This is a genomic window from Brevundimonas aurifodinae, assembly GCF_040195595.1.
GTDB classification, from domain to species: domain Bacteria; phylum Pseudomonadota; class Alphaproteobacteria; order Caulobacterales; family Caulobacteraceae; genus Brevundimonas; species Brevundimonas aurifodinae.
On the sequence record NZ_JBEGDD010000001.1, the window covers coordinates 462,988 to 488,463 of the forward strand.

Sequence of the window (25,476 nt, forward strand, 5' to 3'; positions counted from 1 at the left end):
TCCGACCATAGTCAAAGTGGCGCTTGGCCCCTCACACCTTCACCTCCACCACCCCGCCCCCCGCGCGGAACTTCGCCGACATCTCCGCCATCCCGGCCTCCGCCTCCGCCAGCGACCCCCCCGCGTCATTCTGCGCCTGCGCGTCCCGGCGGATGTCCTGGCTGATCTTCATCGAGCAGAATTTCGGCCCGCACATGCTGCAGAAGTGGGCGGTCTTGTGGGCCTCTTTCGGCAGGGTCTCGTCGTGGTATTTGCGGGCCGTCTCGGGGTCGAGGCCGAGGTTGAACTGGTCTTCCCAGCGGAACTCGAACCGGGCGCGCGACAGGGCGTCGTCGTGGGCGCGGGCGGCGGGGTGGCCCTTGGCCAGGTCGGCGGCGTGGGCGGCGATCTTGTAGGTGATGACGCCGTCCTTGACGTCCTGACGATCCGGCAGGCCCAGGTGCTCCTTGGGCGTGACGTAGCAGAGCATGGCCGTGCCGAACCAGCCGATCATGGCCGCGCCGATCGCGCTGGTGATGTGGTCATAGCCCGGCGCGATGTCGGTGGTGAGCGGCCCCAGGGTATAGAAGGGCGCCTCGTGGCAGTGTTTCAGCTGCTCATCCATGTTGGCCTTGATCTTGTGCATCGGCACATGGCCGGGGCCCTCGATCATGACCTGGCAGCCGTGGTCCCAGGCGACCCTGGTCAGCTGGCCAAGCGTGCGCAGCTCGGCGAACTGGGCCGCGTCGTTGGCGTCGGCGATGGAGCCGGGGCGCAGGCCGTCGCCGAGGCTGAAGGAGACGTCGTAGGCGCGCAGGATCTCGCAGATCTCGTCGAAGCGCTCGTACAGGAAGCTCTCCTTGTGGTGGGACAGGCACCACTTGGCCATGATGGAGCCGCCGCGCGACACGATGCCGGTGACGCGGTTGGCCGTCAGCGGCACGAAGGGCAGGCGCACGCCCGCGTGGATGGTGAAATAGTCCACGCCCTGTTCGGCCTGTTCGATCAGGGTGTCGGCGAAGATGTCGAACGTCAGGTCCTCGGCCACGCCGCCGACCTTCTCCAGCGCCTGATAGATGGGGACGGTGCCGATGGGGACGCTGGAGTTGCGGATGATCCAGTCGCGGATGTTGTGGATGTTGCGACCCGTCGACAGGTCCATGACATTGTCGGCGCCCCAGCGGGTGGCCCAGACCAGCTTGTCGACCTCGTCATCGACGGTGCTCAGAACAGCGGAATTTCCGATGTTGGCGTTGATCTTCACCAGGAAGTTGCGGCCGATGATCATCGGCTCGACCTCGGGGTGGTTGATGTTGTGCGGGATGATGGCGCGGCCGCGGGCGATCTCCTGACGGACGAATTCCGGCGTGACGAAGTCGGGGATGCTGGCGCCAAAGGACTCTCCGTCCCGGGTCGAGGGTCGAGGGTCGAGGGTCGAGGAAGGGGAGAAGGCTGCGTTGGGGGACGGCATCGTCGACCCATCTGCGAAGGTGATGGTTCCTTCCGACCCTCGACCCTCGACCCTCGACCCTTCCCGACGCAGGTTCTCGCGGATGGCGACGTATTCCATCTCGGGCGTGATGACGCCGGCGCGGGCGTATTCCAGCTGGGTCACCGGGCGGCCGGGCACGCCCTTGAAGACCTTGTGCCGCGAGGTGTCGAAGCGGGGGGCCAGGTGCCTGCCCTCGGCGTGGCCGTTGTCCTCGGGCTTCACTTCACGAGGATTGGCGACGGGGGCGATGTCGCCGCGATCCAGCTGCCAGCTGGATTTGACGAGGGGGAGACCGCGCTTGATGTCGATGGCGACGGTGGGGTCGGTGTAGGGGCCGGAGCTGTCATAGATGGTCACCGGCGGCTCATTGGCGCTGGGGTGGACGGCGACCTCGCGGAATGGGACGCGGATGTCGGAGAACAGTTCGCCGGAGACGTAGACTTTCCTCGACCCGGCGCGTTCGCCGGTGGGGATGGCGCCGGTCTCGCGCATCACCTCTTTGCGCGCTTCGGCGAGGGGGAGGCTATCGCTCTCGACGCGGTCGATCGCTGCTTGAGCCTCATCGACCTTGGCGTGCGGCGTGACGTGGATGTTCATGGCGGCCTCTGTGCAGTTGAGGTGCGCCGGCTCCGGACTGATCCGCTTCCTCTTCACCGTGCATCCCGGCGAAGGCCGGGATCCAGGGCCGCGCACTCCGACCGACGGAGTCCGTGACCTGGACCCCGGCCTTCGCCGGGGTGCACGGATGGAAACAAGCATTCCCATCCCTTCGCCGGCATGACCCGGATCAGGTTCGGCCGGTCAGAGGATCACCTCTATCTCAGCGGCTCAGGCACCGCCCCCGGGAGAACAGGTCGAGCATAGGCGCGCGCGCGAGGCTTGGAAACCTTTCGGAGGCGCGGGGCGAAATCCGGGGCTAGGCTGGAGGCCCGGCCCGGAGAACGACCATGCGCACCGAACCCTTCGACTTCGACTGCTCCGACGGGCGACGGGTGCGTGGGCGGCTGGATCGGCCGGACGGGCAGGTCAGGGCCTGGGCCCTGTTCGCCCACTGTTTCACCTGCGGCAAGGACAACCTGGCGGCGACGCGGATCGCCCGGGCCCTGGCGGCCGAGGGGGTGGGGACGCTGAGAATCGACTTCGCCGGGATCGGCGAGGCGGGCATGACGCCCATGCCGGCGGGGTTCACGGTGGATGTCGGCGACCTGGTCGAGGCGGCGGCGCACATGGCGCGGCACGGTTGCGCGCCGGGCCTGCTGATCGGGCACAGCCTGGGCGGGGCGGCGGCGATCGCGGCGGCGGGGGACATCCCCAGCGTCAAGGCGGTGGCGACGATCGCCGCGCCGTTCGATGTCGACCATGTGCTGAAACTGCTGGGGCCGGGTGCTGAGGGGCTGATGCACGGCGAGACCCACACGGCCAGCGTGGGCGGGCGGCCGGTGTCGGTCGGCGCGGGCTTCGCCGAGGACCTGAGGGCCCAGGACCAGAAAACGCGGCTGACGGGGCTGAAGCGGGCGCTGCTGGTGCTGCATTCGCCGGTGGACCAGATCGTGGGGATCGAGGAATCGAGCGGCATCTTCCTGGCGGCGAAACATCCCAAGAGCTTCGTCTCGCTGGACAAGGCCGACCATCTGCTGAGCGATCCGGCGGACGCGGCCTATGCGGCGGCGGTGATCGCGGCCTGGGCCAGCCGCTATATCGGTGACATGACGACGCCGGGGACGGCGCCGGCGTCCGACGGCGTGGTGCGGGTGTCCGAAACGGGGGCCGGCAAGTTCCAGGTCAAGGTCGAGGCGGGCGGGGCCCTGCTATTGGCCGACGAGCCGGTGTCGGTGGGCGGGCTGGCCAGTGGCCCGACGCCTTATGAGCTGGTGGCGGCCGGCCTGGGGGCCTGCACGGTCATGACTCTCAGGCTCTATGCCGACAAGAAGGGCCTGCCGCTGGAGCGGGCCTCGGTCGAGGTGCGCCACGAGCGTCAGGCGGGGCAGGCGCCGCCCGACGTGTTCGAGCGGACGCTGAGGCTGGAGGGGGCCTTCGACGAGGAGCAGCGCGTCCGGATGTTCGAGATCGCCGATAAATGCCCGGTGCACCGCACGCTGGAAAGTGGCGCGCGGGTGGTGACGCGGGCGGGCGCGCCGGAAATGCCCGCGCCATGCGAGGAAGAGCACTTCAAGGAGATGGAGGAGGCCTGCGGTCAGGCCGGATAGGCCAGGAGCATCCGGTCGATGGCCGCCTCGATGCGGGCCCAACCGGCGTCGTCCAGGGTGACGCCGGCGAAGCGGTCGCGGGACTGGGCGGCGAGGGCCAGGTGCTGGATGGCCGCAAGGAAGACGACGTTCAGGGCGACCACGTCCACCCCGTCCGGCAGGGGCAGGTTGGGGCGGCGCGAGGCCGTCCAGCGCTGCAGCACAGCCGAACGGGCCGCCTCCAGACGCCGCAGCAAGGGGGTGTCCACGCTGAGCTCCCAGGCCACGAGACGCAGTATGAGCGGGCTGGCCCGCAGGGCCCGCAGATAGCCGGTCAGCATCTCGCGCGCGAAGTCGCGGTAGGAGGTCGCCTGGGTCGGCGGCTGGGCGGCCAGGGTCTCGCCCAGCCACAGGTCCAGTTGGCCGGCGAGACGTTCGACGACGCCTTCGACGCCCTCGAAATAGCGATAGATCAGCTTGCGATCGACGCCGGCCGCGGCCGCCAGGGTGTTGACGTTCAGCCCGCTCCAGCCGTCGTGCAGCAGCAGCCGCTCGGCGGCGGAGACGATCGCCGCCTCCGTCGCCGCGCGGTCGCGCGGCCTGCTTTTGGCGCTACCGCTCGCGACGCGGTCGCTCGCTACTTGAGCGCGGGTTGGTGTGTCTGGCGTCATCACCCGTTCGTGTCCGAGGCGGCGCAGGCGCGCAAGGCCTGGCCGCGGCCATCCTCGAAGTTCCGGGTCCAGCGGGCGTCATAGGCGCCGAGCCGGATCTCTGCCTCGGAGCCCGTCGCCGTGGGGCGGATGGTGACGCTCTCATAGGCCGAGCCATAGCCGGCCAGCGAATAGCGCCAGTGGGTCTCGGTCATGACGAAGCGGCTGAGCGGCAGGAAGTCGGCGCGTTCCTGAAAACAGGCAGCCAGCGCCTCGACCGGACGGCCGCTGGCAATGACTTCATCCGGAGCCTGGGCCGACAGGACGTCGAGGTCGTCGACGCCCACACGGGGCGCGGCGCAGGCGGCGAGGCCCAGAAGGGCGGCGAGGGGCAGGGCGATCAGGGGGGAGGCGATGTTCATGGGGGTCTCTCTTTTCAGCTTGTTCGGACTGCCGGTTGACATGTCTCGATGATGGGACATATAGAAGTCTCACAACTGAGACAACGGGGAAAGTTCGATGACGATATCGATGAGACGAAAGGCGGGGCTGGCGATGGCCGGCTTCGCCCTGGCCGCCAATGTTCCCTTCGCCCTGCTGGTCGATCGGTTCGGATACGACGATGTGCTGCGCGAGCCGCCGCTTGAGGTGCTGGCGGCCTTCCGGGCGGGTGGGCCCGAGCTGATCGTGATCTGGCTGGCCTTCGCCCTGTGCGCCCTGGCCTTCCTGTGGGTCTCGGCCTGGACGGGCGAGGCGATCCGGGCGGGTGGAGCGCGCTGGCCCGCCTGGGCGGCGGCCGCGGGCGCGGCCTCGGCCGTCGCCCAGGCGGTGGGCCTGTCACGCTGGAGCTTCGTCGTGCCGGGTCTGGCGGACCGGGCGCTGGACGGCTCGGCGACCGAGAGCACCGTGGCGGTCGGGACCTATCAGGCCCTGCATCAGTTCGCGGGCGTGGCGATCGGCGAATGGCTGGGTCAGACCCTGCTGGCGGCCTGGACCCTGGCGGTCGGGCTGGCGCTGGTGCGTGGGCCCATGGCGCGGGGGTGGTGGACGCAGGCTCTGGGGGTGATCGCCCTGATCCTGTCGCCGCTGTGGATCGTGGGGCAGGTCGAGTTGCTGGCCACCGTCGATGCGGCCTTTCCCGCGTTCCAGATCACCCAGTGGGTCTTCATGGCCTGGCTGGCGTGGCTGGTGGCGCTCGGCCTGACCTGGGCGATTCAGGGGGAGACGACATGAGCGCGATCCTTCAGACCGAGGGCGGAGCCGGGGGCTGGCCCGGCCGGTTGCTGCGGCTGGAAGGGCTGGCGCTGCTGGTGGTGGCCTGTGTGCTGTATCACCGGACGGGTCTGTCGTGGTGGTGGTTCGCCGGATTGTTCCTGGTGCCCGACCTGTCGTTCCTGGCCTACGGGCTTGGGCGGGGCGCGGGGACGCTGGCCTACAACCTGACCCACACCGAGGTCGGACCGGTGGCGCTGGGCCTCGTCGGCCTGACGGTCGCGCCCGCCGCCCTGTCGTTCGCCCTGATCTGGGCCGCGCACGTCGGCTGGGACCGGCTGGTCGGATACGGGCTGAAGTCCGCCTCCAGCTTCGATCACACCCATCTGGGGCCTGTCGGCAAGGCGGCGCGCGCCGCCCGCGAAACGCGACGGATCAGCAGGCCTGGCGCGTGATATCCATGATCGCTCAAAGAAGACGAGTCTCCATGAACCGCACTTTCCAAGCTCTCCGCCTGATCGGAGCCCTTGTCCTCTCCGGCACTGCCCTCGCGGCTTGCTCGGGCGGAGGCGGGGGCGACGGCCCCTCCACCCCGCCCACCCCGCCCACCCAGCCTCCGGCCCCGCCGCCCCCTCCACCGCCTCCTCCGCCGCCTCCACCGCCGCCGCCGCCCGCCGGGGTCTCGGTCGAGCGCGAACTGTCTCCGACCACCGTCAACCCGGCGGTGGCGACCAATAGCTCAGCCCATTTCGTGGTGACGCCCAATCCGGCGGTCCTGGCGCAGAACCGGCTGTTCGTCATGCTGCCCGGGACAAACGGCGTGCCCCGCTTCTATCGCGAGATCGTCCGCACGGGGGCCTCGCGCGGCTATCACGCGGTGGGCCTGACCTATCCCAACGACACGGCGGTGGGCGACCTGTGCAGGCCCAGCCCCGATCCGGACTGCGCGGGCAAGGCGCGCCGCGAGATCCTGACGGGGGTGGACCACAGCCCGCTGGTCACGGTGGATCGCAACGGTTCCATCATCGGCCGTCTGGAGGACCTGATCCGCTACCTGGATCGCACCTTCCCGACCGAGGGGTGGGGTCGGCTGCTGGTTTCGGGCCAGCTGGACTGGAGCCGGATCACTGTGGCGGGTCAATCGCAGGGCTCTGGCCATGCGGCCTATCTGGGCAAGCTCCATGCGCTCGACCGGATCGTCATGTTCTCCGGTCCAGCGGACGTCGGCTTGATGACCACGACGCCGGCGCCATGGTTAAGCCTGCCCAATGTCACATCGGCGAGCCGCCAGTTCGGCTTCACCCACACGGACGATGAATTGGTGCCGCTGGCGCTGATCAACCAGAACTGGACGCTGCTCGGACTGTCGGAGTTCGGTCCGAACACCTCGGTGGATGGAGCGGTGCCGCCTTACGGCCTGTCACGGCGCCTGGTCACGAGCGCCCCGCCCAATCCCAATCCAGTCGCGTTCGTACAACAGCCGCGGCATTCCTCGACTGTCGCCGATGCGGTGACGCCGCGGGATGCCCAGGGCGCGCCGCTGTATCGGCCGGTCTGGACCTATCTCGCCTTTCCCTGAGGTGCGGTGCCGTGAAAGGCGGCGTTAACCGGCGGGGCGCAGCATCTCGGCCGGGAGAGCGCCCGAGGAGACCACGATGGGCACGATGATGTCGGCCAGGACCCGCAGCCGGGGGGATCATTTCGAACCCTCGGACTCCGATCCGCAGGAGCAGCGCCGGCTGCGCGGCCACCTGGAACAGATCGACTACACGGCCTTCCTGTCCAATCGGGAGGTCATCCCCCAGGTCATGGGGCTGGGCGCCAATCACACCGAGCCCGCCGCCTTCCAGCGCCTGGCCGTCGCCGCCGCCACGGCGCGGGGCCGCTGGATCGCCGAGGCCCTGAGGTTGACCGAACAGGGCCACGCGGTCTCGACCCACGACGCGGAGCGGCTGGTGGCGATGCGGACCACCTATGAGGAACTGACCGAGGCCTATGAGGGCCTGCGCCGGATGGTGGAGCGGGGGTATCTGCCCTATCGGGCGGCGGAGAAGGGGTGAGAGACGGGGCAAGCTGGGGCGAGTCAGCCGGCGGGGCGGTGCCCCAAGCGGACGTTTGCGTCAGGCGTTCTTCTTGTAAAAGAAGGCTGCGATGCAGACGATCGCGGCGCTGACCGAAAAATCAGTAGCAGCTCTGGCGAGCTTCCCGCGCCCAGACCGTTTCGAACGTTCCGCTCGATTAGCGCCAGAGCCGTTGCTGCCACAGCGCAGGAGCAGAATCCTACGATCTGAATAGCTCTCCGCACTGTGACCCTCCGCTTACACGCTTTCTTCTTCTACTATCTGGGAGGCTAGCCTCTGCAGAGGTCCCAATGAAAATGTAAGCTTAACTCGTCGTTTTGGCTCTGATCACGCGGCGGACTGTCATCAAAAGTCCGCAACGGGTCTACAGCTGACGTCATCCACGCGCCCAGTAGAAGACCCCAGGGTCTCGCAACCTCCCCTAGTTCAGCGGCTGAGGCCTCGTCTCGATGGGGGCGTCGGGGTCGGTGGGGGTGGGCGTGGCGGCGGTGGGCGGTTCGATGACCAGGGGGGCGGGCTCGATCACCGGGGCGGGAGGCGGCTCGACCGGGGGCGTGGTGACGCTCGGGGTCGTGGACTGTGCCGCGCGCGGAGCGGTCGGACGCGCGGGCTCGACGCGGGCGGGGGCCGGGGTGGGCGCGGGCGTGGCTTCTGCCTCGGTCTGGACGGCGGCGGGCGGTGGGGCCTCGGTGGCGGGGATCGGAGCGGTCTCGACGGGCGGCAGGACCTCTGCGCCCGGGGCGGCCGGGGGCGGGGCGTCCATGTCGAGAGGCGGGGCGTCGCCGGCGGGCAGGGTGGCCAGCCAGACGAAACCGGCGATGACGATCAGGGCACCGGCCACGGCGGCGATCCGCCAGGTGTCGTTGGTCTTGACCTTCTCCATCACGGCCTCGACCCGGGCGTAGAGGGTCGGGGTCACGACGACGGAGGGGATGGCGCGCGGGTCGGCGGGGCCGGTCGCGGCGCCCGATAGGGGCGGAGGCAGGGTGTCGATCTGCTCGGGGGCCTCGGGCTCGACGATGATCTCGACCGTGGGGCGCGCGGCGGCGGCCGAGCGGACGGGATCGGGCTCGACGATGGTCTCCAGAACCGGTTCGGCGAAGGGCTCGGGCTCGGGCTCGGCGTAGGCCTCGACCACGGGAACGTCCTCGACGACCGTCTCGAAGGGCGGTTCGGGCGCGGGCGCGATCTCGGGCGTCGCCACCGGGTTCGGGGCGGCGGCGGCCTTGCGGGCGCGCCGCGGCCTGGCGACGAGGGGCTCGGCGGGGGCCTCAAGGTCCGCAGCGTCCGGCTCTGGGGAGAGGGGCTTCTCGCCGGGCAGCTCGGGCTCGGGGGCCGGAGCCGCGCGCGTTGGGATCATGGAGCCGGTGAAGATGTTGGTCGCCGGATGCGGGGTCGGCGTCGGAGGCGTCGCCGGACGCGGGGCGGCCTGGGACCAGCTCTCGGGCGCACGGGGCAGGGGGCCGGCGCGGAAAACGGTCTCGGGCGGGCGACCCCAGACGATGCGGCCACGCACGAAGGGCTCGGGCGCGGCGGCGCCCGGGGCGGCGCCGGTCGGGCGGTTCTTGGGATCGGTCGGCGGCGTGTCGGACATGGCGGCGTCTTAGCCCCGGGACGTGCGGCCGTCCAATGACGAGAGGGTCAGGCGCGGACCTCGACGCCCTTCCAGAAGGCGATGCGATCCCTGATCTCGGCGGCGGCCGATTTGGGCTCGGGATAGAACCAGGCGGCGTCGGTGTTCTGTTTCCCGTCGACGACGAGCGAATGGTACGAGGCCGTCCCCTTCCACGGGCAGACCGAGGTCGTGGTCGACGGCGTCAGCACCGCCTGGTCGACGGCGTCGCGCGGGAAATAGTGGTTGCCCTCGACCACCACCGTGTCGTCGCTTTGGGCGATCGTTTTTCCGTTCCAGGTCGCGGTCGGCATGGGTCTGTCTCCGTTCAGTTCTTGAGGCGATAGCCGGTCTTGAACATCCAGCCGACGACGCCGAGGCAGATCAGGAAGAAGGTCGCCATGGCCGCGACGCTGATCTCCACCCCGACGTCCGAGACGCCGTAGAAGGCCCAGCGGAACCCGTCGATCAGATAGACCACCGGGTTGAACAGGGTCACCGTGCGCCAGGCGGCCGGCAGCATGTCGATGGAATAGAAGGCCCCGCCCAGGAAGGTCAGGGGCGTGACCACCAGCATGGGGATGAACTGCAACTGCTCGAAGCTGTTGGACACCAGGCCGATGATGAAGCCGAACAGGCTGAAGGTCACCGAGATCAGCAGCAGGAATCCCAGCATGGCCAGGGGGTGCTGGACCTGGAGCGGCACGAACAGGGCGGCGGTCGCCAGCGTCACCAGACCGACCAGCATCGACTTGGACGCCGCGGCCCCGACATAGGCGGTGACGGTCTCCAGCGGCGACAGGGGGGCCGACAGGATCTCGTAGATGGTGCCGGTGAACTTGGGGAAATAGATGCCGAAGCTGCCGTTGAAGATCGACTGGGTGAAGACCGACAGCATGACCAGGCCCGGCACGATGAAGGCGCCGTAGGGCACGCCGCCGACCTCCTCCATGCGACTGCCGATGGCCGAGCCGAACACGACGAAATACAGGGCCGTGGTGATGACCGGCGTCACCAGGCTGCCGAAGATGGTGCGGCCGAAGCGGGCCATCTCGAAGCGATACAGGGCCCAGACGCCCCAGCCGTTGAACGTCATGCCCCCACTCCTTGCACGCTGGCTCCGGTATCGCGGTGGACCAGGCTGACGAAGATGTCCTCCAGCGAGCTCTGGCGGGTGTTCAGGTCCTTGAAGGCGAAGCCCAGGTCGGACAGGCGGCGCAGCAGGGACGGGACGCCGGTGCGCTCGGCGTTGGAATCGAAGACGTATTCCAGCTCGTTGCCCTCGGCCCTCAGCGTCAGATCCCATTCGCCGAGCTCGGGCGGCAGGCTCGCCAGCGGGTCTTGCAGGTTCAGGGTCAGGGTCTTCTTGCCCAGCTTCTTCATCAGGGCGGTCTTTTCCTCGACCAGGATCAGTTCGCCTTTCAGGATGACGCCCACGCGGTCGGCCATCTCCTCGGCCTCCTCGATGTAGTGGGTGGTCAGGATGATGGTGACGCCGCTCTCGCGCAGCCGGCGGACCAGCTCCCACATGTCGCGGCGCAGCTCGACGTCGACGCCGGCGGTGGGTTCGTCGAGGAACAGGATGTCGGGTTCGTGGCTCAGGGCCTTGGCGATCATGACGCGGCGCTTCATGCCGCCCGACAGGGTCATGATCTTGTCGTTGCGCTTCTCCCACAGGCTGAGGTCGCGCAGCACCTTCTCGACGAAGCCGGGGTTCGGCGCCTTGCCGAACAGGCCGCGGCTGAAGGTGACGGTGGCGATGACCGTCTCGAAGGCGTCGGTGGTCAGTTCCTGGGGGACCAGGCCGATCCTGGAGCGGGCCCGGCGATAGTCGGACTGGATGTCGTGGCCGTCGGCGATCACGGTCCCGGTGGACGGCGTCACGATCCCGCAGATGATGGAGATCAGCGTCGTCTTGCCCGCGCCGTTCGGGCCGAGCAGGGCGAAGATCTCGCCCTTGCCGATCTGGAGGTCGACCGTCTTCAGGGCCTGAAGTCCGCCCTTGTAGGTCTTGGAGATGCCCTGGATGTCGATGACCGGCGGCATGCGGTGCCCCTCAACCGGCATTGCGCGCCGTGGCCGGGATATGGCGTGGATCGGCCGGGGCTCAAGAGCGGTCGGGAGCCTTTCTGCATCACGGCGCGTTGCACGGCGCAGCTTTCACCCAGGACATTCGATGGCCGACGTCTTCGCTCCGATCCACGGCCTCCGCGCCCGGCTGGCGGCGCTGGGCGAGGCCGGGCGCGGACGGTTCGCGATCCTGAGACGGGTGCCGCCGCTGCGCGACCTGCTCGAGATGGCGGCGCGCGTCGGCTATGGCGCGCGCGGCTTCGTCTATGTGTCGATCGGGGTCATCGCCCTGATGGCGGCGCTGGACATGACCGGCGACGCGGTCGGGTCGACGGGTGCGGCCGCGATGCTGGCGGAGCAGCCGTTCGGCCGGCTGTGGCTGATGCTGCTGGGCGCGGGACTGTGGGCCTTCGTGTCATGGCGCGTGCTGCAGTCGGTGTTCGACGCCGACCGCGAGGGGACGTCGAGGAAGGCGTTGATGCTGCGCGCCGGGCAGGCGGCGAGCGGCGTGTTCTACGGTCTGCTGGCATCGACCGTGTTCGAATTCCTGGACGAGTATGAGCGATCGGCGGCCGCCGACGACGTGGCCGAGAACCAGGAGAAGGCGGCCAGTCTGCTGGCCCTCCCGAACGGCCACTGGCTGTTGCTGGGCGTCGGACTGATCGTCCTGGGCATCGGCGTCGGCAATATCATCAAGGGGGTCAAGGCCGATTTCGGCGAGGCGCTGTCGTGTTCGCCGCAGGTGTGCAAGCGGCTCTCGCCCATCGCACGGGCGGGCTATGTGGCGCGCGGCGTCGCCTATCTGCCGCTGGGGGTGTTCGTCTCTTTGGCGGGATGGCGGGCCAGTTCGGCCGAGGTCACCGCCTTCGGCGAGGCGCTGGACGCCCTGGAACGTCAGCCGGGCGGAAGCTGGGTTCTGGGGGTGACGGCCCTGGGATTGATCGCCTTTGGTCTGTTCGCCTTCGTCGAGGCGCGGTTTCGGCGCATCCGCCCGCCGCGCGACCTGACTCCGGGATAGAGCGCCGCGCGCATTCGCCGCGCGTCCGGATCGGGAACCGTGGCCGTATCTTCGGCCTTCATGACCACGACCGGAGCCCGCCCGTGATCTTCGCCCGCCTGACCGCCGCCGTCTTTGTCGCCGTAAGCCTCGGGCTTGGGGCCTGCGCTACCTCGATACCCGCCGACCAGGTTCGCGCGCCCCAACCGACCAGGCCGATCGACCTGGACCGGTTCTATTCCGGCCGCTGGCTGGAGGTCGCCCGCCTGCCTATGGGCATCACCGACGGCTGCGTCGCCGCGGCCACCGACTATGTGATCGTTTCGGCGACGCGGGTGGACCTGCGCGACACCTGTCGCCAGGGCGGCGTCGACGGCAAGGAACGCGCCGTGGGGGCCGCCGGGGTGATCCTGGACCCCGGCTTCAACGCCAAGCTGAGAGCCCCGTATTTCGGCGGCTTCGTCACCTGGGAATACTGGGTGCTGGACCGGGCCGACGACTACAGCTGGTTCATCTCGGCCGACCCGCGGTTCGAAAAGCTGTGGATCTATACCCGCACCCCGCCGTCGCCCGCCGAACTGGCGGCCCTCGTCGAGCGAGCGCGCGCCCTGGGCTATGATGTGAGCCGCCTCGAGTTTCCCGAAACCGCGTCCTGAACCGAGATCGTCCCATGCGCCTGACCCTGTTCGCCGTCTCCGCCGCCGCCCTGACCCTCGCCGCGTGTGGGAGCGGCCCTCTGGCGCCGGCCGGTTCGACCTATGGCCAGAACCCCACGCTGGTGGAGCCGAGCAGCCGGATCCTGCCCGTGGTCAACATCGCCCCCGCCGTGGGCTGGCCCCGGGGCGTGACGCCGACGGCCCCGCAAGGGTTCGCGGTCCAGGCCTTCGCCGAGGGGCTGGATCATCCGCGCTGGATGTACCGGCTGCCCAACGGCGACGTGCTGGTGGCCGAGACCAACGCGCCACCCAAGCCTGAAGAGAAGCAGGGCGGCATTCGCGGCTGGATCATGGGGCTCGTCATGAAGCAGGCCGGGGCGGCGGTCCCCAGCGCGAACCGGATCACGCTTTTGCGCGACGCGGACGGAGACGGGGTGGCCGAGACGCGGACGGCTTTTCTCGAGAACCTGATGTCGCCGTTCGGCATGGCCCTGGTCGGCGATCGGCTGTTCATCGCCAATGCCGACGCGGTGGTCAGCGTGCCGTATCAGACGGGCCAGACGCGGATCGACGCCGCGCCGGTCAAGCTGGCCGATCTGCCGGCCGGGCGGAACCATCACTGGACCAAGTCCCTGGTCGCCTCGGCCGATGGGACCAGGCTGTACGTCGGGGTGGGGTCCAACTCCAACATCGGCGAGAACGGGCTGGACGAGGAGGTCGACCGGGCCGCGATTCTGGAGATCGACGTCGCGACTGGCGCGCGTCGCGTCTTCGCCTCGGGTCTGCGCAATCCTGTGGGCCTGGCGTGGGAGCCGACCAGCGGGGCACTTTGGACGGCGGTCAACGAGCGCGACGAGCTGGGCAACGACCTGGTGCCCGACTATATGACGTCGGTCCGGGACGGCGGCTTCTATGGCTGGCCCTGGAGCTATTATGGCCAGACGGTCGACCGCCGGGTGAAGCCGGAGAACCCGCAGGCGGTGGCCACGGCGTTGTCTCCCGACTATGCGCTGGGGGCGCACACGGCCTCGCTGGGCCTGCACTTCCATGATGGCGCCAGCTTCGCCCCGGCCTATCGCGGTGGGGCCTTCATCGGTCAGCACGGCTCGTGGAACCGCGAACCCAAGAGCGGCTACAAGGTGGTGTTCGTGCCCTTCGCGGGCGGTCGTCCGGCCGGCCCGCCGCAGGACTTCCTGACCGGCTTCCTGAACGATGAGGGCGAGGCGCTGGGTCGGCCGGTCGGCGTCATCACGGATCGATCGGGGGCGCTGCTGGTCGCCGACGACGTGGGCAATGTGATCTGGCGGGTCGCGCCGGCGACCTGACCGATCAGCGGGATCGCGCGCACGAAAAAGACCCCCGGGTGAACCGGGGGCCTTGATCGTATCGGGCGAGCGTCAGTCCAGCGGGGCCGGGACGATGCTCGGGGCCGGGGCAGGAGCATCGATCGTCGGGGTCGTCGCAACATAGGGCTGCGGTCCGGTGGGCTCGGTCGGAGCCTGTTCCATGACGGGCGCGGGCTCGGCGGGGGCGGCGCGGCGTTCGACAGGCTGGCGACGCTGGATCGCGGCAGGCCGCGTGGGCGGAGCCTCGCGGACGACCGGGGCGGCCGCGGTCTCGGTGAGGGTCACGCCGCCGGGCAGGTCGTCGGTCGACAGTGCGGCCCGAGCGGTCGAGCTTTCCAGCGGGACGGCGGGCTGGACGAGCGGCACCGGCGCTTCACGAGCGACCAGGGGCTCGTTGCCGGTCTCGCCAGACATCATGACCGCAGCGCCGCCGCCGATGAGGGCGACCACGCCGACCGGGGCCAGGATCATCCAGGTGCGGATACCGCCCTTGGAGCGGGACTTTCTGGTGCGGGCATAGCGGGGGACGAAGACCTCTTCGATCATCGGCTCGTTGCGCGCAGTGTCGTCGGTATAGGTCACAGTCATCTGTGGTCCTCCTGATTGAGGCCAAGAAAACAGACTTCGACGACCCCGGTTCCTGCCAGATCAACAAAGCCTCGAAGAAGAACCGGGATCGCCGCGTTCCTGTACCGCTTCTTGATCAAATCGGGCGAAATCGTAGCCGTTAAAGCCAGAACGCGTCGTATGTTATCGCTGCGTCAACCGGGTCCGACATGCCACGCGGACCGGGAAACGTCGCGGCGACCCGTCAAGGATTCTCCCGACGGTTGACCGGACGCCGGGGCTTGTTCATCACGGGGGCCTGTCCTTTTGCGCCTGCACACGGAGCGACCGAGACCATGGGTCTGGCGGCCAATATCCGACGTGACCTCAAGTTCGCCGCTGGCCTGCGGCGTCTGTTGAAGCGCATCAAGCCGATCAGCCTGGATGGCGACGTCCTGGTCTGCGACGACTTCGAGGAGGCTGTCGACAGGTTCGGCGACAACATCGCCCTGGAGGACGAGACCCGGTCGCTGACTTATCGCGAGCTGGACGGCATGGCCAACCGCTATGCCCATTGGGCGCGCAGCCGCAATCTGCGCCGGTCCGATGTGATCGGCCTGGTGATGACCAACCGGCCCGAGTTCATCGCGGCCTGGATGGGCTTTTCCAAGGTCGGGATCGCCACGGCCCTGATCAACACCAACCTGACCGGCCAGGCCCTGGCCCACTGTCTGAATATCGCCGGTGTCTCCCAGGTCGTCGCCGACGAGGAGACCTGGCGCAAATGCGAGGAGGCCCGCCCCTTCGTCACCCGCACCATGATGCTGTGGGTGCTGGGGTTGCGCGGCGAGGACGAGATGTCCGAGCGCCGGGGACTGGACAACGCGGTCCGCAGCGGCTCGTCGGTGCGTCCGCCAAAAGCCGCGCGGGACGGCCTGACCAACCGCGATACGGCGCTCTACATCTACACCTCCGGCACAACCGGCCTGCCAAAGGCGGCGAAGATCCACCACGCCCGCGCGCGCACCTATATGCGGGCCTTCGCCGGGGCGACGGCGACGACGGCCGAGGACCGGGTGTTCAACGTCCTGCCTCTGTATCACTCCACCGGGGGGCTGGTCGGAATCGGCCCGGCCTTTCTGAACGGCGGGCGGCTGATCCTGAGGCGCAAATTCTCGGCCTCCAGCTTCTGGAAGGACGTCAATGCGACGGGCGCGACGGTCTTCGTCTACATCGGCGAGCTGTGCCGGTATCTGGTCAACTGTCCCGAGCAGGAGGGCGAGCGCGGGCACAAGCTGCGGCTGGCCTTCGGCAACGGCCTGAGGCCGGACGTCTGGTCAGACTTCCAGACTCGTTTCGCGATCCCCGAGATCTTCGAGTTCTATGGATCGACCGAGGGCAATGTCTCGGTGTTCAACTTCGACGGAAAGCCGGGCTCGATCGGGCGGGTGCCCAAGTTCCTCAAGAAGCAGATCAACATCCGCCTGGTGCAGTTCGACATCGACACGGAAATGCCGGTGCGGGCGGCCAACGGCTGCTGCGTCGAAGCCAAACCGGGCGAGATCGGCGAGGCCATCGGCCTGATCGGCAACGACATCCGCCACGACTTCTCGGGCTATGCCGACAAGGCGGCGTCGGAGAAGAAGATCCTGACCGACGTGTTCCAGCGCGGCGACCGCTGGTTCCGCACCGGCGACCTGATGCGCCAGGATTCCGAGGGCTATTTCTATTTCATCGACCGGATCGGCGACACCTTCCGCTGGAAGGGCGAGAACGTCTCGACGGCCGAGGTCGAGCAGCGCCTGGCCGAAGCGCCGGGGGTCAAGGAAGTCATCGCCTATGGCGTGCCGGTGCCGGGTGCCGAGGGCAAGGCCGGGATGGTGACGCTGGTCGTCGAAGGCAAGTTCTCGCCAAAGGCGTTCGCCGAGTACGCCGACGCCCAGCTGCCCCCCTATGCGCGGCCCGTCTTCGTGCGGCTGGCCAAGACGCTGGAGACGACCGGAACGTTCAAATACCGCAAGGTGGATCTGGTCGCCGAGGGCTTCGATCCCGCCGTGGTGGGAACCGTCTATGTGCGAGGCGGCAAGTCCGGCTACCAGAGGCTGACGGCCGACGCCTTCGCGGCGATCCGAAACGGCGAGACGCGCCTCTGACCCACGAGAAGACCCCCGCAGCGATCGCGGCGGGGGTCTGAACGTCTCTTCCGAAGGATCGGCGGGGTCATGAGCCCCGCCGGGGTCCGCCTTAGTTGGCGGGAGCCATCGCGCCGTCGGCGGGCGGCGTGGTCGAGGGGGTGTTCTCGGTCGTCAGGCCGCCGTCGGCGTTGCCGGCCTGTTGCTCGATGGCGTCGGCCTGGGCGTTCAGCGCGTCTTCCTGAGCCTCGGTCGGCGCGGCGTCGGCCTGGGCTTCCAGGGCGTCGGCCTGTTGTTCGGCGGCGTCGTCGGCGGGCGACTGGCAGGCGGCCAGGCCGGCCATGGCGGCGACGGCGATGGAGGCGATGGTCAGTTTACGCATGGGATATCCCTTCCTTGTGAAGTCGGGGAAACGCCGCCGATCACGCCGGGTTCACGGGCGCGTGAGACAAAATCCGAACGGCGTTATGCCGTCTCCGCGAAGGCGACGCGAGCGGCCCCCAGCAAGGCGGCGTGCTTGTGGGTGATCACCCAGGTCGGGATGTCGGCCATATAGTCCTTGAACCGGCCCTTGCGTTCGAAGCGGCGACGGAAGGGACTGGCCTTGAGGAAATCGAGGATGCGGGGCGCGATGCCGCCGGCGATATAGACGCCACCGCGCGCGCCGGTGGTCAGGGCGATGTCGCCGGCCACCGCGCCCAGGATGGCGCAGAAGCGAGCGAGCGTCGCGCCGCATGGGCTCTCGGGGTCCTTGAGGGCGGTCTCGGTGATTTCGGCGGGGTCGTCGATATGGGTTTCGCGGCCGTCGATGCGGGCGAGCGCGCGGTGCATGTTCAACAGGCCCGGCCCACAGATCAGCCGTTCGATGGACACGCGATCATAGCGTTCGCGCAGGATACGCAGGATCTCGTCCTCGACCGTGTCGCCCGGCGGGAAGCAGGCGTGGCCGCCCTCGGACGGCATGGCCATCTCACCGCCGTGAGCGTCGCGCACCAGGGCCGAGACACCGAAGCCGGTGCCGGGCCCGAGCACCGCCAGGGTCGCGTGCGGATCGCCCGTCGCGGGACCGCCGAGGTGGACGAGGTCGGCGGCCGGCACAATGGGCGCGCCCCAGGCCAGGGCCTCGAAATCGTTGATCAGCTTGACCGGGTTCAGTCCCAGGGTCGCCAGCTCCGCCTCCGACACCGCCCAGGGCGAGTTGGTCAGGTCGATGGCCCCGTCCTCGACCGGCCCCGCCACGGCGATGACGCCGCCCGACGGCTTGACCTCGCAGCCCTCGATGAAGGCGGCGACGCCTTTCAGGAAGGTCGGGAACTGTTCGGCCGGGAAGCTCTCGTGATGGTCCAGCACCGGCAGGCCGTCGACCATGCGGGCCAGGGCGAAGCGGGCGTTGGTGCCGCCGACGTCGCCGACGAGGAGGGTGCGGGGGTCACTCATGCGTCGATGGCCCGGTTCTGGATGTTGTGATCGGCGACGTCACGGAGCTCGGGCTGGCGTGCCGTCGCCGCCGCCTGAAAACAGACGGACGCGCCCTGCTCGGCGGAAGACACGGCGGCGCGGAAGGCCCCGAACAGTTCGCGGCCATAGCCCCAGGACTGGACGTCATGCGCCCTGGCGGCGGGACGGGCCGAGAGGTCGGCGGTGGTGGTCAGCACGCCCGCCTCGGCGTCGAGGCGGACGATGTCGCCGGTCTTCACATAGGCGAGGGGGCCGCCCTCCAGAGCCTCGGGCGTGACGTGGATGGCGGCGGGCGTCTTGCCCGACGCGCCCGACATCCGTCCGTCGGTAACGAGGGCGATGGGCAGGCCGCGATCCTGCAGCACGCTCATCAGGGGCGACAGGGAATGCAGCTCGGGCATGCCGTTGGCCTTGGGCCCCTGGAAGCGCAGGACGATGACGCCGCCCTGATCCAGTTGGCCCGCCTGGAAGGCCGCCAGTACATCCTCCTGGCTGTCGAAGACGTGGGCAGGGGCCTCGACGATCCGGTGCTGGGGCTTGACCGCCGAGATCTTGATGACGGCGCGGCCGAGATTGCCGTGAACGAGGCGCAGGCCGCCCTCCTTGTCGAAGGGGTCCGAGGCGGGTCGCAGGATGTCGGTGTCGAGGCTCTGGGCCACGCCGTCGCGCCAGACAAGGTCGCCGTCGATCAGCGAGGGCTCCTGGAAATAGTGATGGATGCCCGGGCCCATGACGGTCTGGACGTCGGCGTGGATGTGGCCCGCCTCGGCCAGTTCGCGCGCGACGAAGGCGACGCCGCCGGCCGCCTGAAACGCGTTCACGTCGGCCGAGCCGTTCGGATAGACCCGCGCCAGAAGCGGCGTGACGGACGACAGCTGGTCCATGTCGGTCCAGTCGATCAGGACACCGGCCGCGCGGGCCATGGCGACCAGGTGGATGGCGTGGTTGGTCGAGCCGCCGGTGGCCAGAAGGGCCACGATCATGTTGACGATGGACTTTTCGTCGATGACGTCGGCCATCCGGCCGGTCCCGCTCTCGGCCAGCTGGACCGCCTGTTTGGCGGCGGCGGCGGTCAGGGCGTCGCGAAGCCCCGTCTCCGGATGGACGAAGGCGGTCGAAGGCAGGTGCAGCCCGCCCAGCTCCATCATCATCTGGTTGGAGTTGGCCGTGCCGTAGAAGGTGCAGGTGCCGGGCGAGTGATAAGAGCCGATCTCCGAGGCCAGCAGGACGTCGCGGTCCACTTTCCCTTGGGCGTATTCGGCGCGGACGCGGGCCTTCTCGGCGTTGGGAATGCCGCTGGGCATGGGCCCGGCGGGCGCGAAGATCACGGGCAGGTGGCCGAACGCGAGCGAGCCCATGAACAGGCCCGGCACGATCTTGTCGCACACGCCCAGACACAAGGCGGCGTCGAAGGCGTCATGGGTCAGGGCGATGCCGACCGACATGGCGATGACGTCGCGGCTGAACAGCGACAGCTCCATGCCGGGCCGGCCCTGGGTGACGCCGTCGCACATGGCGGGGGTGCCGCCCGCGACCTGGGCCGTGGCACCGACCTCGCGCACCGCGTCGCGGATCACCTGGGGGAAGCGCTCGAACGGCTGATGCGCCGAGAGCATGTCGTTGTAGGCGGTGACGATCCCGACATTGGGCGTCTTGCCCGTCATGGCCGTCAGCTTGTCGGCGATGGTCTGGCCCGCGAAGGCGTGGGCCCAGTTGGCGCAGGACAGTTTGGCGCGACCGACGCCGGAATCGCGGGCGGCGTCCATGCGGCGGAGATAATCGGCGCGCGACTCCTTGGAACGCGCGACGATGCGGTCGGTGACCTCTTTGACCACGGGATGAAGGGGCATGGCTTAGCCTTCCGTCCAGACGACTTCGAGCGGGACTTTCGCCGCGATCAGGGCGGCGATGGGCTGGGTCGCTGGATCGCCCTCGGCCTCGCGTTCGAAGACGGAACGCTTCACCGCGCCTTTCAGGCCCAGGACAACGCGATCGGCGGAGATCAGCCAGGGCAGGTTGATCGACAGCCGCTCCTGCGGCGGGGCGGCACCATCGCGGCCGTGCGGCACGCCCAGCACCGTCGGCTTCAGCGTCGGTGTCAGCAGCGTCCTCAGCGTTGGGCTGTCCGGGAACATCGAGCAGATATGGCCATCCTCTCCCATACCGAGAAGGACGGCATCGAGGCGGTCTCCGGCCTGGGCCAGGGCGTGGGCGGCGAGCGCGGCGGCGCGATCGACGGTCACGGCGGGGGAATGGAGCGGGATGAAGCGGGCGGCGGCGGCCGGGCCTTGCAGGAGGACGTCCCGGATCAGCCGAGCGTTGGAGTCCGGCGAGGTCTCCGGCACATGGCGCTCGTCGACCAGGGTGACGGCGATGCGGTCCCAGCCGATGTCGGCCTGGGCGAGGCGGGCGTAGATCGGCGAAGGTGTCGTGCCGCCGGGACCGGCGAAGACGGCGCGGCCGTTGGCGATGACGGCAGCGGCGAGGCTTTCCTCCAGCCGCGCGGCGATGGCGGCGGCCCAGGCGTCGGTGTCGGGGAAGGATTCGATCTGGCTCATTTCATTACCGCTCATCCCCGCGAAAGCGGGGACCCAGGTCTGAAATGAGGCAGGGCGTCGGGGATAGGCTCGTCAACGCCAACTCGGCCATTGATCGCCCAAAGCACTGGGTCCCCGCCTTCGCGGGGATGAGCGGAAAGAGATTACCCATTGGTCTTCCACTCCCGGCCGGTGCGCGCCAGCAGAAGGTCCGCGGCGTCCGGACCCCAGGTGCCCGCGCGATAGGGCATGGGCTTGACCTTGCCCTCGGCCCAGGACGCCGAGACGCCGTCGACCCATTCCCAGGCCTTCTCCGCCTCGTCGCGGCGGACGAACAGGGTGGAGTCGCCGTTCAATGCATCCAGCAAGAGCCGCTCATAGGCGATGCGGCGGCGCGGCGGCTCCGCCCCCTTCTGGCCCACGCCCCAGGACAGGGACATGTCGATGCGCTGGAGCTGCATCTTCTGGTCCAGACCGGGACGTTTGTTCATCACGGTGAGCGAGATGTCCTCCTCGGGCTGGAGCTCGATGACCATGCGGTTGGCGCGCGCCTCGCCGCGCGAGTCGCGGTCGAAGATGGAGTGCGGCACCGGCTTGAACTGGATGACGATCTCGGTGCGCTTTTCGGGCAACCGCTTGCCGGTGCGCATGAAGAAGGGCACGCCCGCCCAGCGCCAGTTATCGATATCGGCGCGGATGGCGACAAAGGTCTCGGTGTCCGAGTCCGCCCCGCGCTCCTCGTCATAGCCTTTGACGCGGGCACCCTCGACGGTGCCCGAAACATACTGGCCGCGCACGGTGACGCGCTCGACCTCGTCCGGCGTGACGGGGCGCAGCGACCGAAGCACCTTCACCTTCTCGTTGCGCACCGAGTCCGGGTCGAGGTCCGAGGGCGGCTCCATGGCGACGAGGCACAGCAGCTGCAGCATGTGGTTCTGCAGCATGTCGCGAAGCGCACCGTACTCGTCGTAGTAGGGCCAGCGGTCACCGACGCCGACGGTCTCGCCCACCGTGATCTGGACGTGGTCGATCGACAGGTTGTTCCAGAGCGGCTCGAAGATGGTGTTGCCGAACCGCAGGGCGATCAGGTTCTGGACGGTCTCCTTGCCCAGATAGTGGTCGATGCGGAACACTTGATGTTCGCCGAAGGCATCGGCCACCGCGTCGTCGATGGCGCGGAAGCTGTCCAGGTCGCGGCCCACCGGCTTTTCCAGGACGACACGATCCTCGGGTTCGGCCAGACCCGCCGCCCGCATGGCGGTGACGATCCGGGCATAGAGCGACGGCGAGACGGCGAGGAAGCTGGTGACCGACCCGTCGCCCACCTTGTCGCGGAGGGGCTTGAGGCTTTCGGCCGAGGTGGCGTCGACGGCGAGGTAGTCGAGACGGGCTTCCATCTTTGCCCAGGCGTCGTCGGACCAGTGACCGTCGGCCTTGCCCTGGACCGCGGCGCGGACCTTGGCGATGTATTCCTCGCGGGTTTCTTCGGAGCGGGCCGCGCCGATGATCTTGAGGCCCTCGGGCAGCAGTCCGTCATGCTCGAGGAAATACAGCGACGGAAGAAGCATCCGCATCGCCAGATCGCCGCCGCCGCCGAACAGCACCAGTGCCGTCATGCCCGCTCGTCTCCCATGACCGGAGGATCGAGCCTCCGTGACCTATTGTGGCTGTTTGGCCGGTCGCTCGCGCGAGGCCAACACGTCCAGCACCGCCTGAAACGACAAGTGACGCGACCGTAACAGAACGAGCAAGTGATAGATCAGGTCCGCCGCCTCGGACGCGAGCTCCTCATCTGGCCCGGCGGCACCGGCCAGCGCGGTCTCGACGCCCTCCTCGCCAACCTTCTGGGACGCGCGTTTCGGACCCTGCGCCAGCAGTTTGGCGGTCCAGCTGGACTCCGGGTCGGCCGAGGCGCGTTCGGCGATGGTCCGCTCCAGTCGGGCGATGCGGCCCAGGCCCGGGGCGTCGGCCTCGCCGAAACAGCTGGTGGTGCCGAGGTGGCAGGCCGGGCCCATCGGACGGACGGCGAGGACCAGGGCGTCGCCGTCGCAGTCGGGCGTGATGGAGACGACGCTCAGCCGGTTGCCGCTGGTCTCGCCCTTTCTCCACCGTCCGCCCCGGCTGCGCGAGAAGAAGGTGGCCTCGCCGGACTGGACCGTCTCGTCCAGCGCCGCGCGGTCCATGTAGGCGAGGGTGAGGACCTGGAGCGTGTCGGCGTCCTGCACGATCGCGGGGATCAGGCCACCGCCCTTGTCGAAGTCGAGGGTCGTAGGATCGATCATTGCCGCACCTCCACGCCCGCGCCGGCGAGATAGGCCTTCAGATCCGGCACCGAGATCTGGCCGGAGTGGAAGACGCTGGCGGCCAGGGCACCCGAGACATTGGCCCGGTCGAAGACGTCGAGGAAGTGGGACGACGCGCCCGCTCCACCCGAGGCGATCAGGGGGATGGTCAGGCGGCTGCGGGCATCCGACAGCTGGGCGGTGTCATAGCCCTTTCTGACGCCGTCCTGATCGATGCAGTTCAGGACGATCTCGCCGGCCCCGCGCTCCTGGGCTTCTGTGATCCAGTCCATGGTCTTCTTGCCTGCCAGACGGCGGGCATTCGGGTCGCCGGTGTATTTGTGGACGACGTAGTCGCCGTCCTCGCGCCTTGAGTCGACCCCGACGACCACGCACTGGCTGCCCAGGCGCTCGGCCATTTCGGTGATCAGCTCGGGACGCTCCAGGGCGGGCGAGTTGATCGAGACCTTGTCGGCCCCGTTGTCGAGACAGGCGGCGGCCTGGTCGACGGTGCGGATGCCGCCGGCCACGCAGAAGGGGATGTCCAGCAGCCGGGCGATGTCGCGCACCCAGCCGTAGTCCAGGGTGCGCCCCTCCGGGCTGGCGGTGATGTCGTAGAAGACCAGTTCGTCGGCCCCCGCGTCTCGATAGCGGGCGGCGAGTTCGACCGCGTCGCCCATGTCGACATGGCCCTCGAAGCGGACGCCCTTGACCACGCGGCCATCCTTGACGTCGAGGCAGGGGATGATGCGGCGCGCGGTCATGGGGTCTGACGCCCCAATACTCCGCTCATCCCCGCGAAAGCGGGGACCCAGTCCTGTTGTGAGGCGGGGTGTCCGGGATCGGCAGCGCGAATTAGTGGGTTCAAGTCATCGCCCAAAGCACTGGGTCCCCGCTTTCGCGGGGATGAGCGGAAGAGAGAGAGGCTCATCCGACCGCCTCGATGGCCTGGGCGACCGTGAAGCGGCCTTCGTAGATGGCGCGGCCGGTGATGGCGCCGTCGCAGCCGATGTCGGCGCAGGCCTTCAGGTCTTCCAGGTTAGCGACGCCGCCCGACGCCTGGACCTTCAGCTCCGGACGACGGCGGACGACCTCGGCCAGAAGGTCGAGGTTGGGGCCGGTCAGGGCACCGTCGCGGCCGACATCGGTGACAAGGACATGGGACAGGGTTCCAGCCGGATAGCGGTCGATCGCTGTCCACAGATCGAACCCGGCCGCCTCGGTCCAGCCCTTGAGCGCGGGCGTCGGCACGCCGTCTTCCGCTACGCGGACGTCGAAGGCCAGGGTCAGGCGCTCGGGGCCGAAGCGGGCCAGCCATTCGGCGACGGCGTCGGGCTTTGTCACGGCCAGCGATCCGACCACGACGCGGGAGACCCCGGCCGTCAGAAGCCGTTCGACATCCTCGACCGAGCGGACGCCCCCACCTGACTGGATGTGGCCGAGGTGGGTCGCCGCCAGCCGACCGATCAGGTCGTGCTGGACCGCCCGGCCGGCCTCGGCGCCGTCCAGATCGACGACGTGCACCCACTGGGCCCCCTCGTCGGCGAAGGCGGTCAGGCGGGCGACCGGGTCGGGGTCGTATTCGGTGACCTGGTCGAACCGGCCGTGCATCAGCCGCACGCACTTGCCGCCGCGCAGGTCGATGGCGGGATAGACGATCATGCGGGCAGCTCGAGGAAGTTCTTCAGGATGCGGGCACCGGCGGCGGCCGAGCGCTCGGGGTGGAACTGGCAGCCCCAGCGGTTGCCGCTGCGGACCATGGCCGGAACCGATGCTCCATAGTCGGCGCAGGCGATGGTCGCGGGGGTGTCGGGGCAGACGAAGGAGTGGACGAAATAGGCGTAGTCGCCGTCGTGGACGCCCTCCAGGATCGGGTCGTCGGACAGGGTGTTCAGTTGCGACCAGCCCATGTGCGGCACCGGCAGGTCGTCGCGGACGGGCATACGGGTGACGCGGCCGGGAATGAAGCCCAGAAGGGTCGCCCCGCCGTTCTCCTCGCTTTCGGCGAACAGCAGCTGCTGGCCCAGGCACAGGCCGAGCAGGGGGCGCGAGAAGTCCTTGATGATGTCGGTCAGGCCCAGCTCGGCCATGCGCGCCATGGCGTAGCCGGCGGCACCGACGCCCGGCAGGATCAGGCGCTCGGCCTCCGCGATCTGGGTGGCGTCGGAGGTCACGCGCACGTCCGCGCCCAGCCGCTCCAGCGCGAACTGGACGGACGCGGTGTTGCCCGCGCCGAGGTG

26 protein-coding genes and 1 riboswitch are annotated in these 25,476 nt (G+C 69.0%); of the genes, 9 read left to right on the forward strand and 17 right to left on the reverse strand.

Annotation, left to right across the window (positions count from 1 at the left end; all coding sequences use genetic code 11):
* Positions 1 to 31: 31 nt before the first annotated feature.
* On the reverse strand, positions 32 to 2,068 hold the full coding sequence (thiC, locus tag ABN401_RS02355) for a phosphomethylpyrimidine synthase ThiC (RefSeq protein ID WP_432763510.1): 2,037 nt from the start codon (positions 2,066 to 2,068) through the stop codon (positions 32 to 34).
* 149 nt (positions 2,069 to 2,217) lie between these two features.
* A riboswitch (TPP riboswitch) is annotated at positions 2,218 to 2,326 on the reverse strand.
* A gap of 92 nt (positions 2,327 to 2,418) precedes the next feature.
* Here thiC and ABN401_RS02360 point away from each other — a divergent pair.
* Positions 2,419 to 3,678 carry a bifunctional alpha/beta hydrolase/OsmC family protein gene (locus ABN401_RS02360; protein ID WP_349683206.1) on the forward strand — a complete coding sequence of 420 codons (1,260 nt, stop codon included), beginning with the start codon at positions 2,419 to 2,421 and terminating at the stop codon, positions 3,676 to 3,678.
* On the opposite strand, the gene ABN401_RS02365 is transcribed toward ABN401_RS02360, so the two are convergent.
* Together ABN401_RS02365 and ABN401_RS02370 are read right to left on the reverse strand one after the other, a co-directional pair.
* Complete coding sequence (locus ABN401_RS02365) at positions 3,666 to 4,328, reverse strand: TetR/AcrR family transcriptional regulator (RefSeq protein WP_349683207.1); 663 nt, start codon at positions 4,326 to 4,328, stop codon at positions 3,666 to 3,668. The two genes, ABN401_RS02360 and ABN401_RS02365, sit on opposite strands and share 13 nt — an antisense overlap.
* Positions 4,328 to 4,729, reverse strand: a complete 402-nt coding sequence (locus tag ABN401_RS02370) for a hypothetical protein (protein ID WP_349683208.1) — start codon at positions 4,727 to 4,729, stop codon at positions 4,328 to 4,330. The genes ABN401_RS02365 and ABN401_RS02370 overlap by 1 nt, the downstream gene beginning before the upstream one ends.
* Before the next feature lie 97 nt (positions 4,730 to 4,826).
* On the opposite strand from ABN401_RS02370, the gene ABN401_RS02375 reads away from it, so the two are divergent.
* The 4 genes from ABN401_RS02375 to ABN401_RS02390 all read left to right on the forward strand — a co-directional run bounded on the left by ABN401_RS02375 (position 4,827) and on the right by ABN401_RS02390 (position 7,579).
* Positions 4,827 to 5,540, forward strand: a complete 714-nt coding sequence (locus ABN401_RS02375) for a DUF4386 family protein (RefSeq protein ID WP_349683209.1) — start codon at positions 4,827 to 4,829, stop codon at positions 5,538 to 5,540.
* Positions 5,537 to 5,974 (forward strand): DUF4260 domain-containing protein, encoded by a 438-nt coding sequence (locus ABN401_RS02380; protein WP_349683210.1) that lies wholly within the window; start codon positions 5,537 to 5,539, stop codon positions 5,972 to 5,974. Before ABN401_RS02375 ends, ABN401_RS02380 begins: the two co-directional genes overlap by 4 nt.
* Before the next feature lie 32 nt (positions 5,975 to 6,006).
* The gene (locus ABN401_RS02385; RefSeq protein ID WP_349683211.1) at positions 6,007 to 7,098 is read left to right on the forward strand and encodes a BPSS1187 family protein; all 1,092 of its coding nucleotides are present in this window, start codon (positions 6,007 to 6,009) and stop codon (positions 7,096 to 7,098) included.
* 76 nt (positions 7,099 to 7,174) lie between these two features.
* Entirely contained in the window at positions 7,175 to 7,579 is a 405-nt protein-coding gene (locus tag ABN401_RS02390) for a hypothetical protein (RefSeq protein WP_349683212.1), read from the forward strand.
* A 442-nt stretch (positions 7,580 to 8,021) separates the two neighbouring features.
* Here the strand turns inward: ABN401_RS02390 and ABN401_RS02395 are convergent, their stop codons facing one another.
* The 4 genes from ABN401_RS02395 to ABN401_RS02410 are packed head-to-tail and all read right to left on the reverse strand — an operon-like array spanning position 8,022 to position 11,258.
* A complete protein-coding gene (locus ABN401_RS02395) occupies positions 8,022 to 9,194 on the reverse strand; it encodes a hypothetical protein (RefSeq protein ID WP_349683213.1) in 1,173 nt (390 codons plus the stop codon).
* 47 nt (positions 9,195 to 9,241) lie between these two features.
* Complete coding sequence (locus ABN401_RS02400) at positions 9,242 to 9,526, reverse strand: DUF427 domain-containing protein (RefSeq protein ID WP_349683214.1); 285 nt, start codon at positions 9,524 to 9,526, stop codon at positions 9,242 to 9,244.
* A 14-nt stretch (positions 9,527 to 9,540) separates the two neighbouring features.
* Positions 9,541 to 10,308: an ABC transporter permease gene (locus tag ABN401_RS02405; protein ID WP_349683215.1), complete on the reverse strand. Its 768-nt coding sequence runs from the start codon at positions 10,306 to 10,308 to the stop codon at positions 9,541 to 9,543.
* On the reverse strand, positions 10,305 to 11,258 hold the full coding sequence (locus ABN401_RS02410) for an ABC transporter ATP-binding protein (RefSeq protein ID WP_349683216.1): 954 nt from the start codon (positions 11,256 to 11,258) through the stop codon (positions 10,305 to 10,307). Before ABN401_RS02410 ends, ABN401_RS02405 begins: the two co-directional genes overlap by 4 nt.
* Positions 11,259 to 11,388: 130 nt before the next feature.
* Here ABN401_RS02410 and ABN401_RS02415 point away from each other — a divergent pair, with 130 nt between their 5' ends.
* The 3 genes from ABN401_RS02415 to ABN401_RS02425 all read left to right on the forward strand — a co-directional run bounded on the left by ABN401_RS02415 (position 11,389) and on the right by ABN401_RS02425 (position 14,260).
* Entirely contained in the window at positions 11,389 to 12,300 is a 912-nt protein-coding gene (locus ABN401_RS02415; protein WP_349683217.1) for a DUF1206 domain-containing protein, read from the forward strand.
* Between the two features lie 83 nt (positions 12,301 to 12,383).
* A complete protein-coding gene (locus tag ABN401_RS02420; protein ID WP_349683218.1) occupies positions 12,384 to 12,935 on the forward strand; it encodes a lipocalin family protein in 552 nt (183 codons plus the stop codon).
* A gap of 14 nt (positions 12,936 to 12,949) precedes the next feature.
* Complete coding sequence (locus ABN401_RS02425) at positions 12,950 to 14,260, forward strand: PQQ-dependent sugar dehydrogenase (RefSeq protein WP_349683219.1); 1,311 nt, start codon at positions 12,950 to 12,952, stop codon at positions 14,258 to 14,260.
* A 72-nt stretch (positions 14,261 to 14,332) separates the two neighbouring features.
* On the opposite strand, the gene ABN401_RS02430 is transcribed toward ABN401_RS02425, so the two are convergent.
* Positions 14,333 to 14,869, reverse strand: a complete 537-nt coding sequence (locus ABN401_RS02430; protein ID WP_349683220.1) for a flagellar biosynthesis protein FlhF — start codon at positions 14,867 to 14,869, stop codon at positions 14,333 to 14,335.
* Between the two features lie 314 nt (positions 14,870 to 15,183).
* Here ABN401_RS02430 and ABN401_RS02435 point away from each other — a divergent pair, with 314 nt between their 5' ends.
* Positions 15,184 to 16,980 carry a long-chain-acyl-CoA synthetase gene (locus tag ABN401_RS02435; RefSeq protein WP_349683221.1) on the forward strand — a complete coding sequence of 599 codons (1,797 nt, stop codon included), beginning with the start codon at positions 15,184 to 15,186 and terminating at the stop codon, positions 16,978 to 16,980.
* A 91-nt stretch (positions 16,981 to 17,071) separates the two neighbouring features.
* Here the strand turns inward: ABN401_RS02435 and ABN401_RS02440 are convergent, their stop codons facing one another.
* The 9 genes from ABN401_RS02440 to hisH form a co-directional block, all read right to left on the reverse strand.
* The gene (locus ABN401_RS02440) at positions 17,072 to 17,341 is read right to left on the reverse strand and encodes a hypothetical protein (protein WP_349683222.1); all 270 of its coding nucleotides are present in this window, start codon (positions 17,339 to 17,341) and stop codon (positions 17,072 to 17,074) included.
* 83 nt (positions 17,342 to 17,424) lie between these two features.
* Positions 17,425 to 18,396 (reverse strand): glucokinase, encoded by a 972-nt coding sequence (gene glk / locus ABN401_RS02445; protein ID WP_349683223.1) that lies wholly within the window; start codon positions 18,394 to 18,396, stop codon positions 17,425 to 17,427.
* The gene (gene edd, locus ABN401_RS02450; protein ID WP_349683224.1) at positions 18,393 to 20,267 is read right to left on the reverse strand and encodes a phosphogluconate dehydratase; all 1,875 of its coding nucleotides are present in this window, start codon (positions 20,265 to 20,267) and stop codon (positions 18,393 to 18,395) included. The genes glk and edd overlap by 4 nt, the downstream gene beginning before the upstream one ends.
* A 3-nt stretch (positions 20,268 to 20,270) precedes the next feature.
* Entirely contained in the window at positions 20,271 to 20,975 is a 705-nt protein-coding gene (gene pgl, locus ABN401_RS02455; RefSeq protein WP_349683225.1) for a 6-phosphogluconolactonase, read from the reverse strand.
* 143 nt (positions 20,976 to 21,118) lie between these two features.
* The gene (gene zwf, locus ABN401_RS02460; RefSeq protein ID WP_349683226.1) at positions 21,119 to 22,570 is read right to left on the reverse strand and encodes a glucose-6-phosphate dehydrogenase; all 1,452 of its coding nucleotides are present in this window, start codon (positions 22,568 to 22,570) and stop codon (positions 21,119 to 21,121) included.
* Between the two features lie 42 nt (positions 22,571 to 22,612).
* Entirely contained in the window at positions 22,613 to 23,236 is a 624-nt protein-coding gene (hisIE, locus tag ABN401_RS02465; protein ID WP_349683227.1) for a bifunctional phosphoribosyl-AMP cyclohydrolase/phosphoribosyl-ATP diphosphatase HisIE, read from the reverse strand.
* The gene (hisF, locus tag ABN401_RS02470; RefSeq protein ID WP_349683228.1) at positions 23,233 to 24,000 is read right to left on the reverse strand and encodes an imidazole glycerol phosphate synthase subunit HisF; all 768 of its coding nucleotides are present in this window, start codon (positions 23,998 to 24,000) and stop codon (positions 23,233 to 23,235) included. The genes hisIE and hisF overlap by 4 nt, the downstream gene beginning before the upstream one ends.
* A gap of 163 nt (positions 24,001 to 24,163) precedes the next feature.
* Positions 24,164 to 24,898: a 1-(5-phosphoribosyl)-5-[(5-phosphoribosylamino)methylideneamino]imidazole-4-carboxamide isomerase gene (hisA, locus tag ABN401_RS02475; protein WP_349683229.1), complete on the reverse strand. Its 735-nt coding sequence runs from the start codon at positions 24,896 to 24,898 to the stop codon at positions 24,164 to 24,166.
* Positions 24,895 to 25,476 (reverse strand): imidazole glycerol phosphate synthase subunit HisH (gene hisH, locus ABN401_RS02480; RefSeq protein ID WP_349683230.1); only part of this gene is annotated, 582 nt, incomplete at its 5' end. The genes hisH and hisA, both read right to left, overlap by 4 nt.

What these genes read in the sequence shown, in the direction of transcription:
- edd (WP_349683224.1), bottom strand. Translation starts at nt 20,267, where the DNA reads ATGCCCCTTCATCCCGTGGTCAAAGAGGTCACCGACCGCATCGTCGCG.
- hisIE (WP_349683227.1), bottom strand. Translation starts at nt 23,236, where the DNA reads ATGATCGATCCTACGACCCTCGACTTCGACAAGGGCGGTGGCCTGATC.
- hisF (WP_349683228.1), bottom strand. Translation starts at nt 24,000, where the DNA reads ATGACCGCGCGCCGCATCATCCCCTGCCTCGACGTCAAGGATGGCCGC.
- ABN401_RS02385 (WP_349683211.1), top strand. Translation starts at nt 6,007, where the DNA reads ATGAACCGCACTTTCCAAGCTCTCCGCCTGATCGGAGCCCTTGTCCTC.
- pgl (WP_349683225.1), bottom strand. Translation starts at nt 20,975, where the DNA reads ATGAGCCAGATCGAATCCTTCCCCGACACCGACGCCTGGGCCGCCGCC.
- ABN401_RS02415 (WP_349683217.1), top strand. Translation starts at nt 11,389, where the DNA reads ATGGCCGACGTCTTCGCTCCGATCCACGGCCTCCGCGCCCGGCTGGCG.
- glk (WP_349683223.1), bottom strand. Translation starts at nt 18,396, where the DNA reads ATGAGTGACCCCCGCACCCTCCTCGTCGGCGACGTCGGCGGCACCAAC.
- ABN401_RS02390 (WP_349683212.1), top strand. Translation starts at nt 7,175, where the DNA reads ATGGGCACGATGATGTCGGCCAGGACCCGCAGCCGGGGGGATCATTTC.
- ABN401_RS02375 (WP_349683209.1), top strand. Translation starts at nt 4,827, where the DNA reads ATGACGATATCGATGAGACGAAAGGCGGGGCTGGCGATGGCCGGCTTC.
- ABN401_RS02435 (WP_349683221.1), top strand. Translation starts at nt 15,184, where the DNA reads ATGGGTCTGGCGGCCAATATCCGACGTGACCTCAAGTTCGCCGCTGGC.
- ABN401_RS02395 (WP_349683213.1), bottom strand. Translation starts at nt 9,194, where the DNA reads ATGTCCGACACGCCGCCGACCGATCCCAAGAACCGCCCGACCGGCGCC.
- hisA (WP_349683229.1), bottom strand. Translation starts at nt 24,898, where the DNA reads ATGATCGTCTATCCCGCCATCGACCTGCGCGGCGGCAAGTGCGTGCGG.
- ABN401_RS02410 (WP_349683216.1), bottom strand. Translation starts at nt 11,258, where the DNA reads ATGCCGCCGGTCATCGACATCCAGGGCATCTCCAAGACCTACAAGGGC.
- ABN401_RS02370 (WP_349683208.1), bottom strand. Translation starts at nt 4,729, where the DNA reads ATGAACATCGCCTCCCCCCTGATCGCCCTGCCCCTCGCCGCCCTTCTG.
- ABN401_RS02425 (WP_349683219.1), top strand. Translation starts at nt 12,950, where the DNA reads ATGCGCCTGACCCTGTTCGCCGTCTCCGCCGCCGCCCTGACCCTCGCC.
- zwf (WP_349683226.1), bottom strand. Translation starts at nt 22,570, where the DNA reads ATGACGGCACTGGTGCTGTTCGGCGGCGGCGGCGATCTGGCGATGCGG.
- ABN401_RS02365 (WP_349683207.1), bottom strand. Translation starts at nt 4,328, where the DNA reads ATGACGCCAGACACACCAACCCGCGCTCAAGTAGCGAGCGACCGCGTC.
- ABN401_RS02400 (WP_349683214.1), bottom strand. Translation starts at nt 9,526, where the DNA reads ATGCCGACCGCGACCTGGAACGGAAAAACGATCGCCCAAAGCGACGAC.
- ABN401_RS02380 (WP_349683210.1), top strand. Translation starts at nt 5,537, where the DNA reads ATGAGCGCGATCCTTCAGACCGAGGGCGGAGCCGGGGGCTGGCCCGGC.
- ABN401_RS02405 (WP_349683215.1), bottom strand. Translation starts at nt 10,308, where the DNA reads ATGACGTTCAACGGCTGGGGCGTCTGGGCCCTGTATCGCTTCGAGATG.
- thiC (WP_432763510.1), bottom strand. Translation starts at nt 2,068, where the DNA reads ATGAACATCCACGTCACGCCGCACGCCAAGGTCGATGAGGCTCAAGCA.
- ABN401_RS02440 (WP_349683222.1), bottom strand. Translation starts at nt 17,341, where the DNA reads ATGCGTAAACTGACCATCGCCTCCATCGCCGTCGCCGCCATGGCCGGC.
- ABN401_RS02430 (WP_349683220.1), bottom strand. Translation starts at nt 14,869, where the DNA reads ATGACTGTGACCTATACCGACGACACTGCGCGCAACGAGCCGATGATC.
- ABN401_RS02360 (WP_349683206.1), top strand. Translation starts at nt 2,419, where the DNA reads ATGCGCACCGAACCCTTCGACTTCGACTGCTCCGACGGGCGACGGGTG.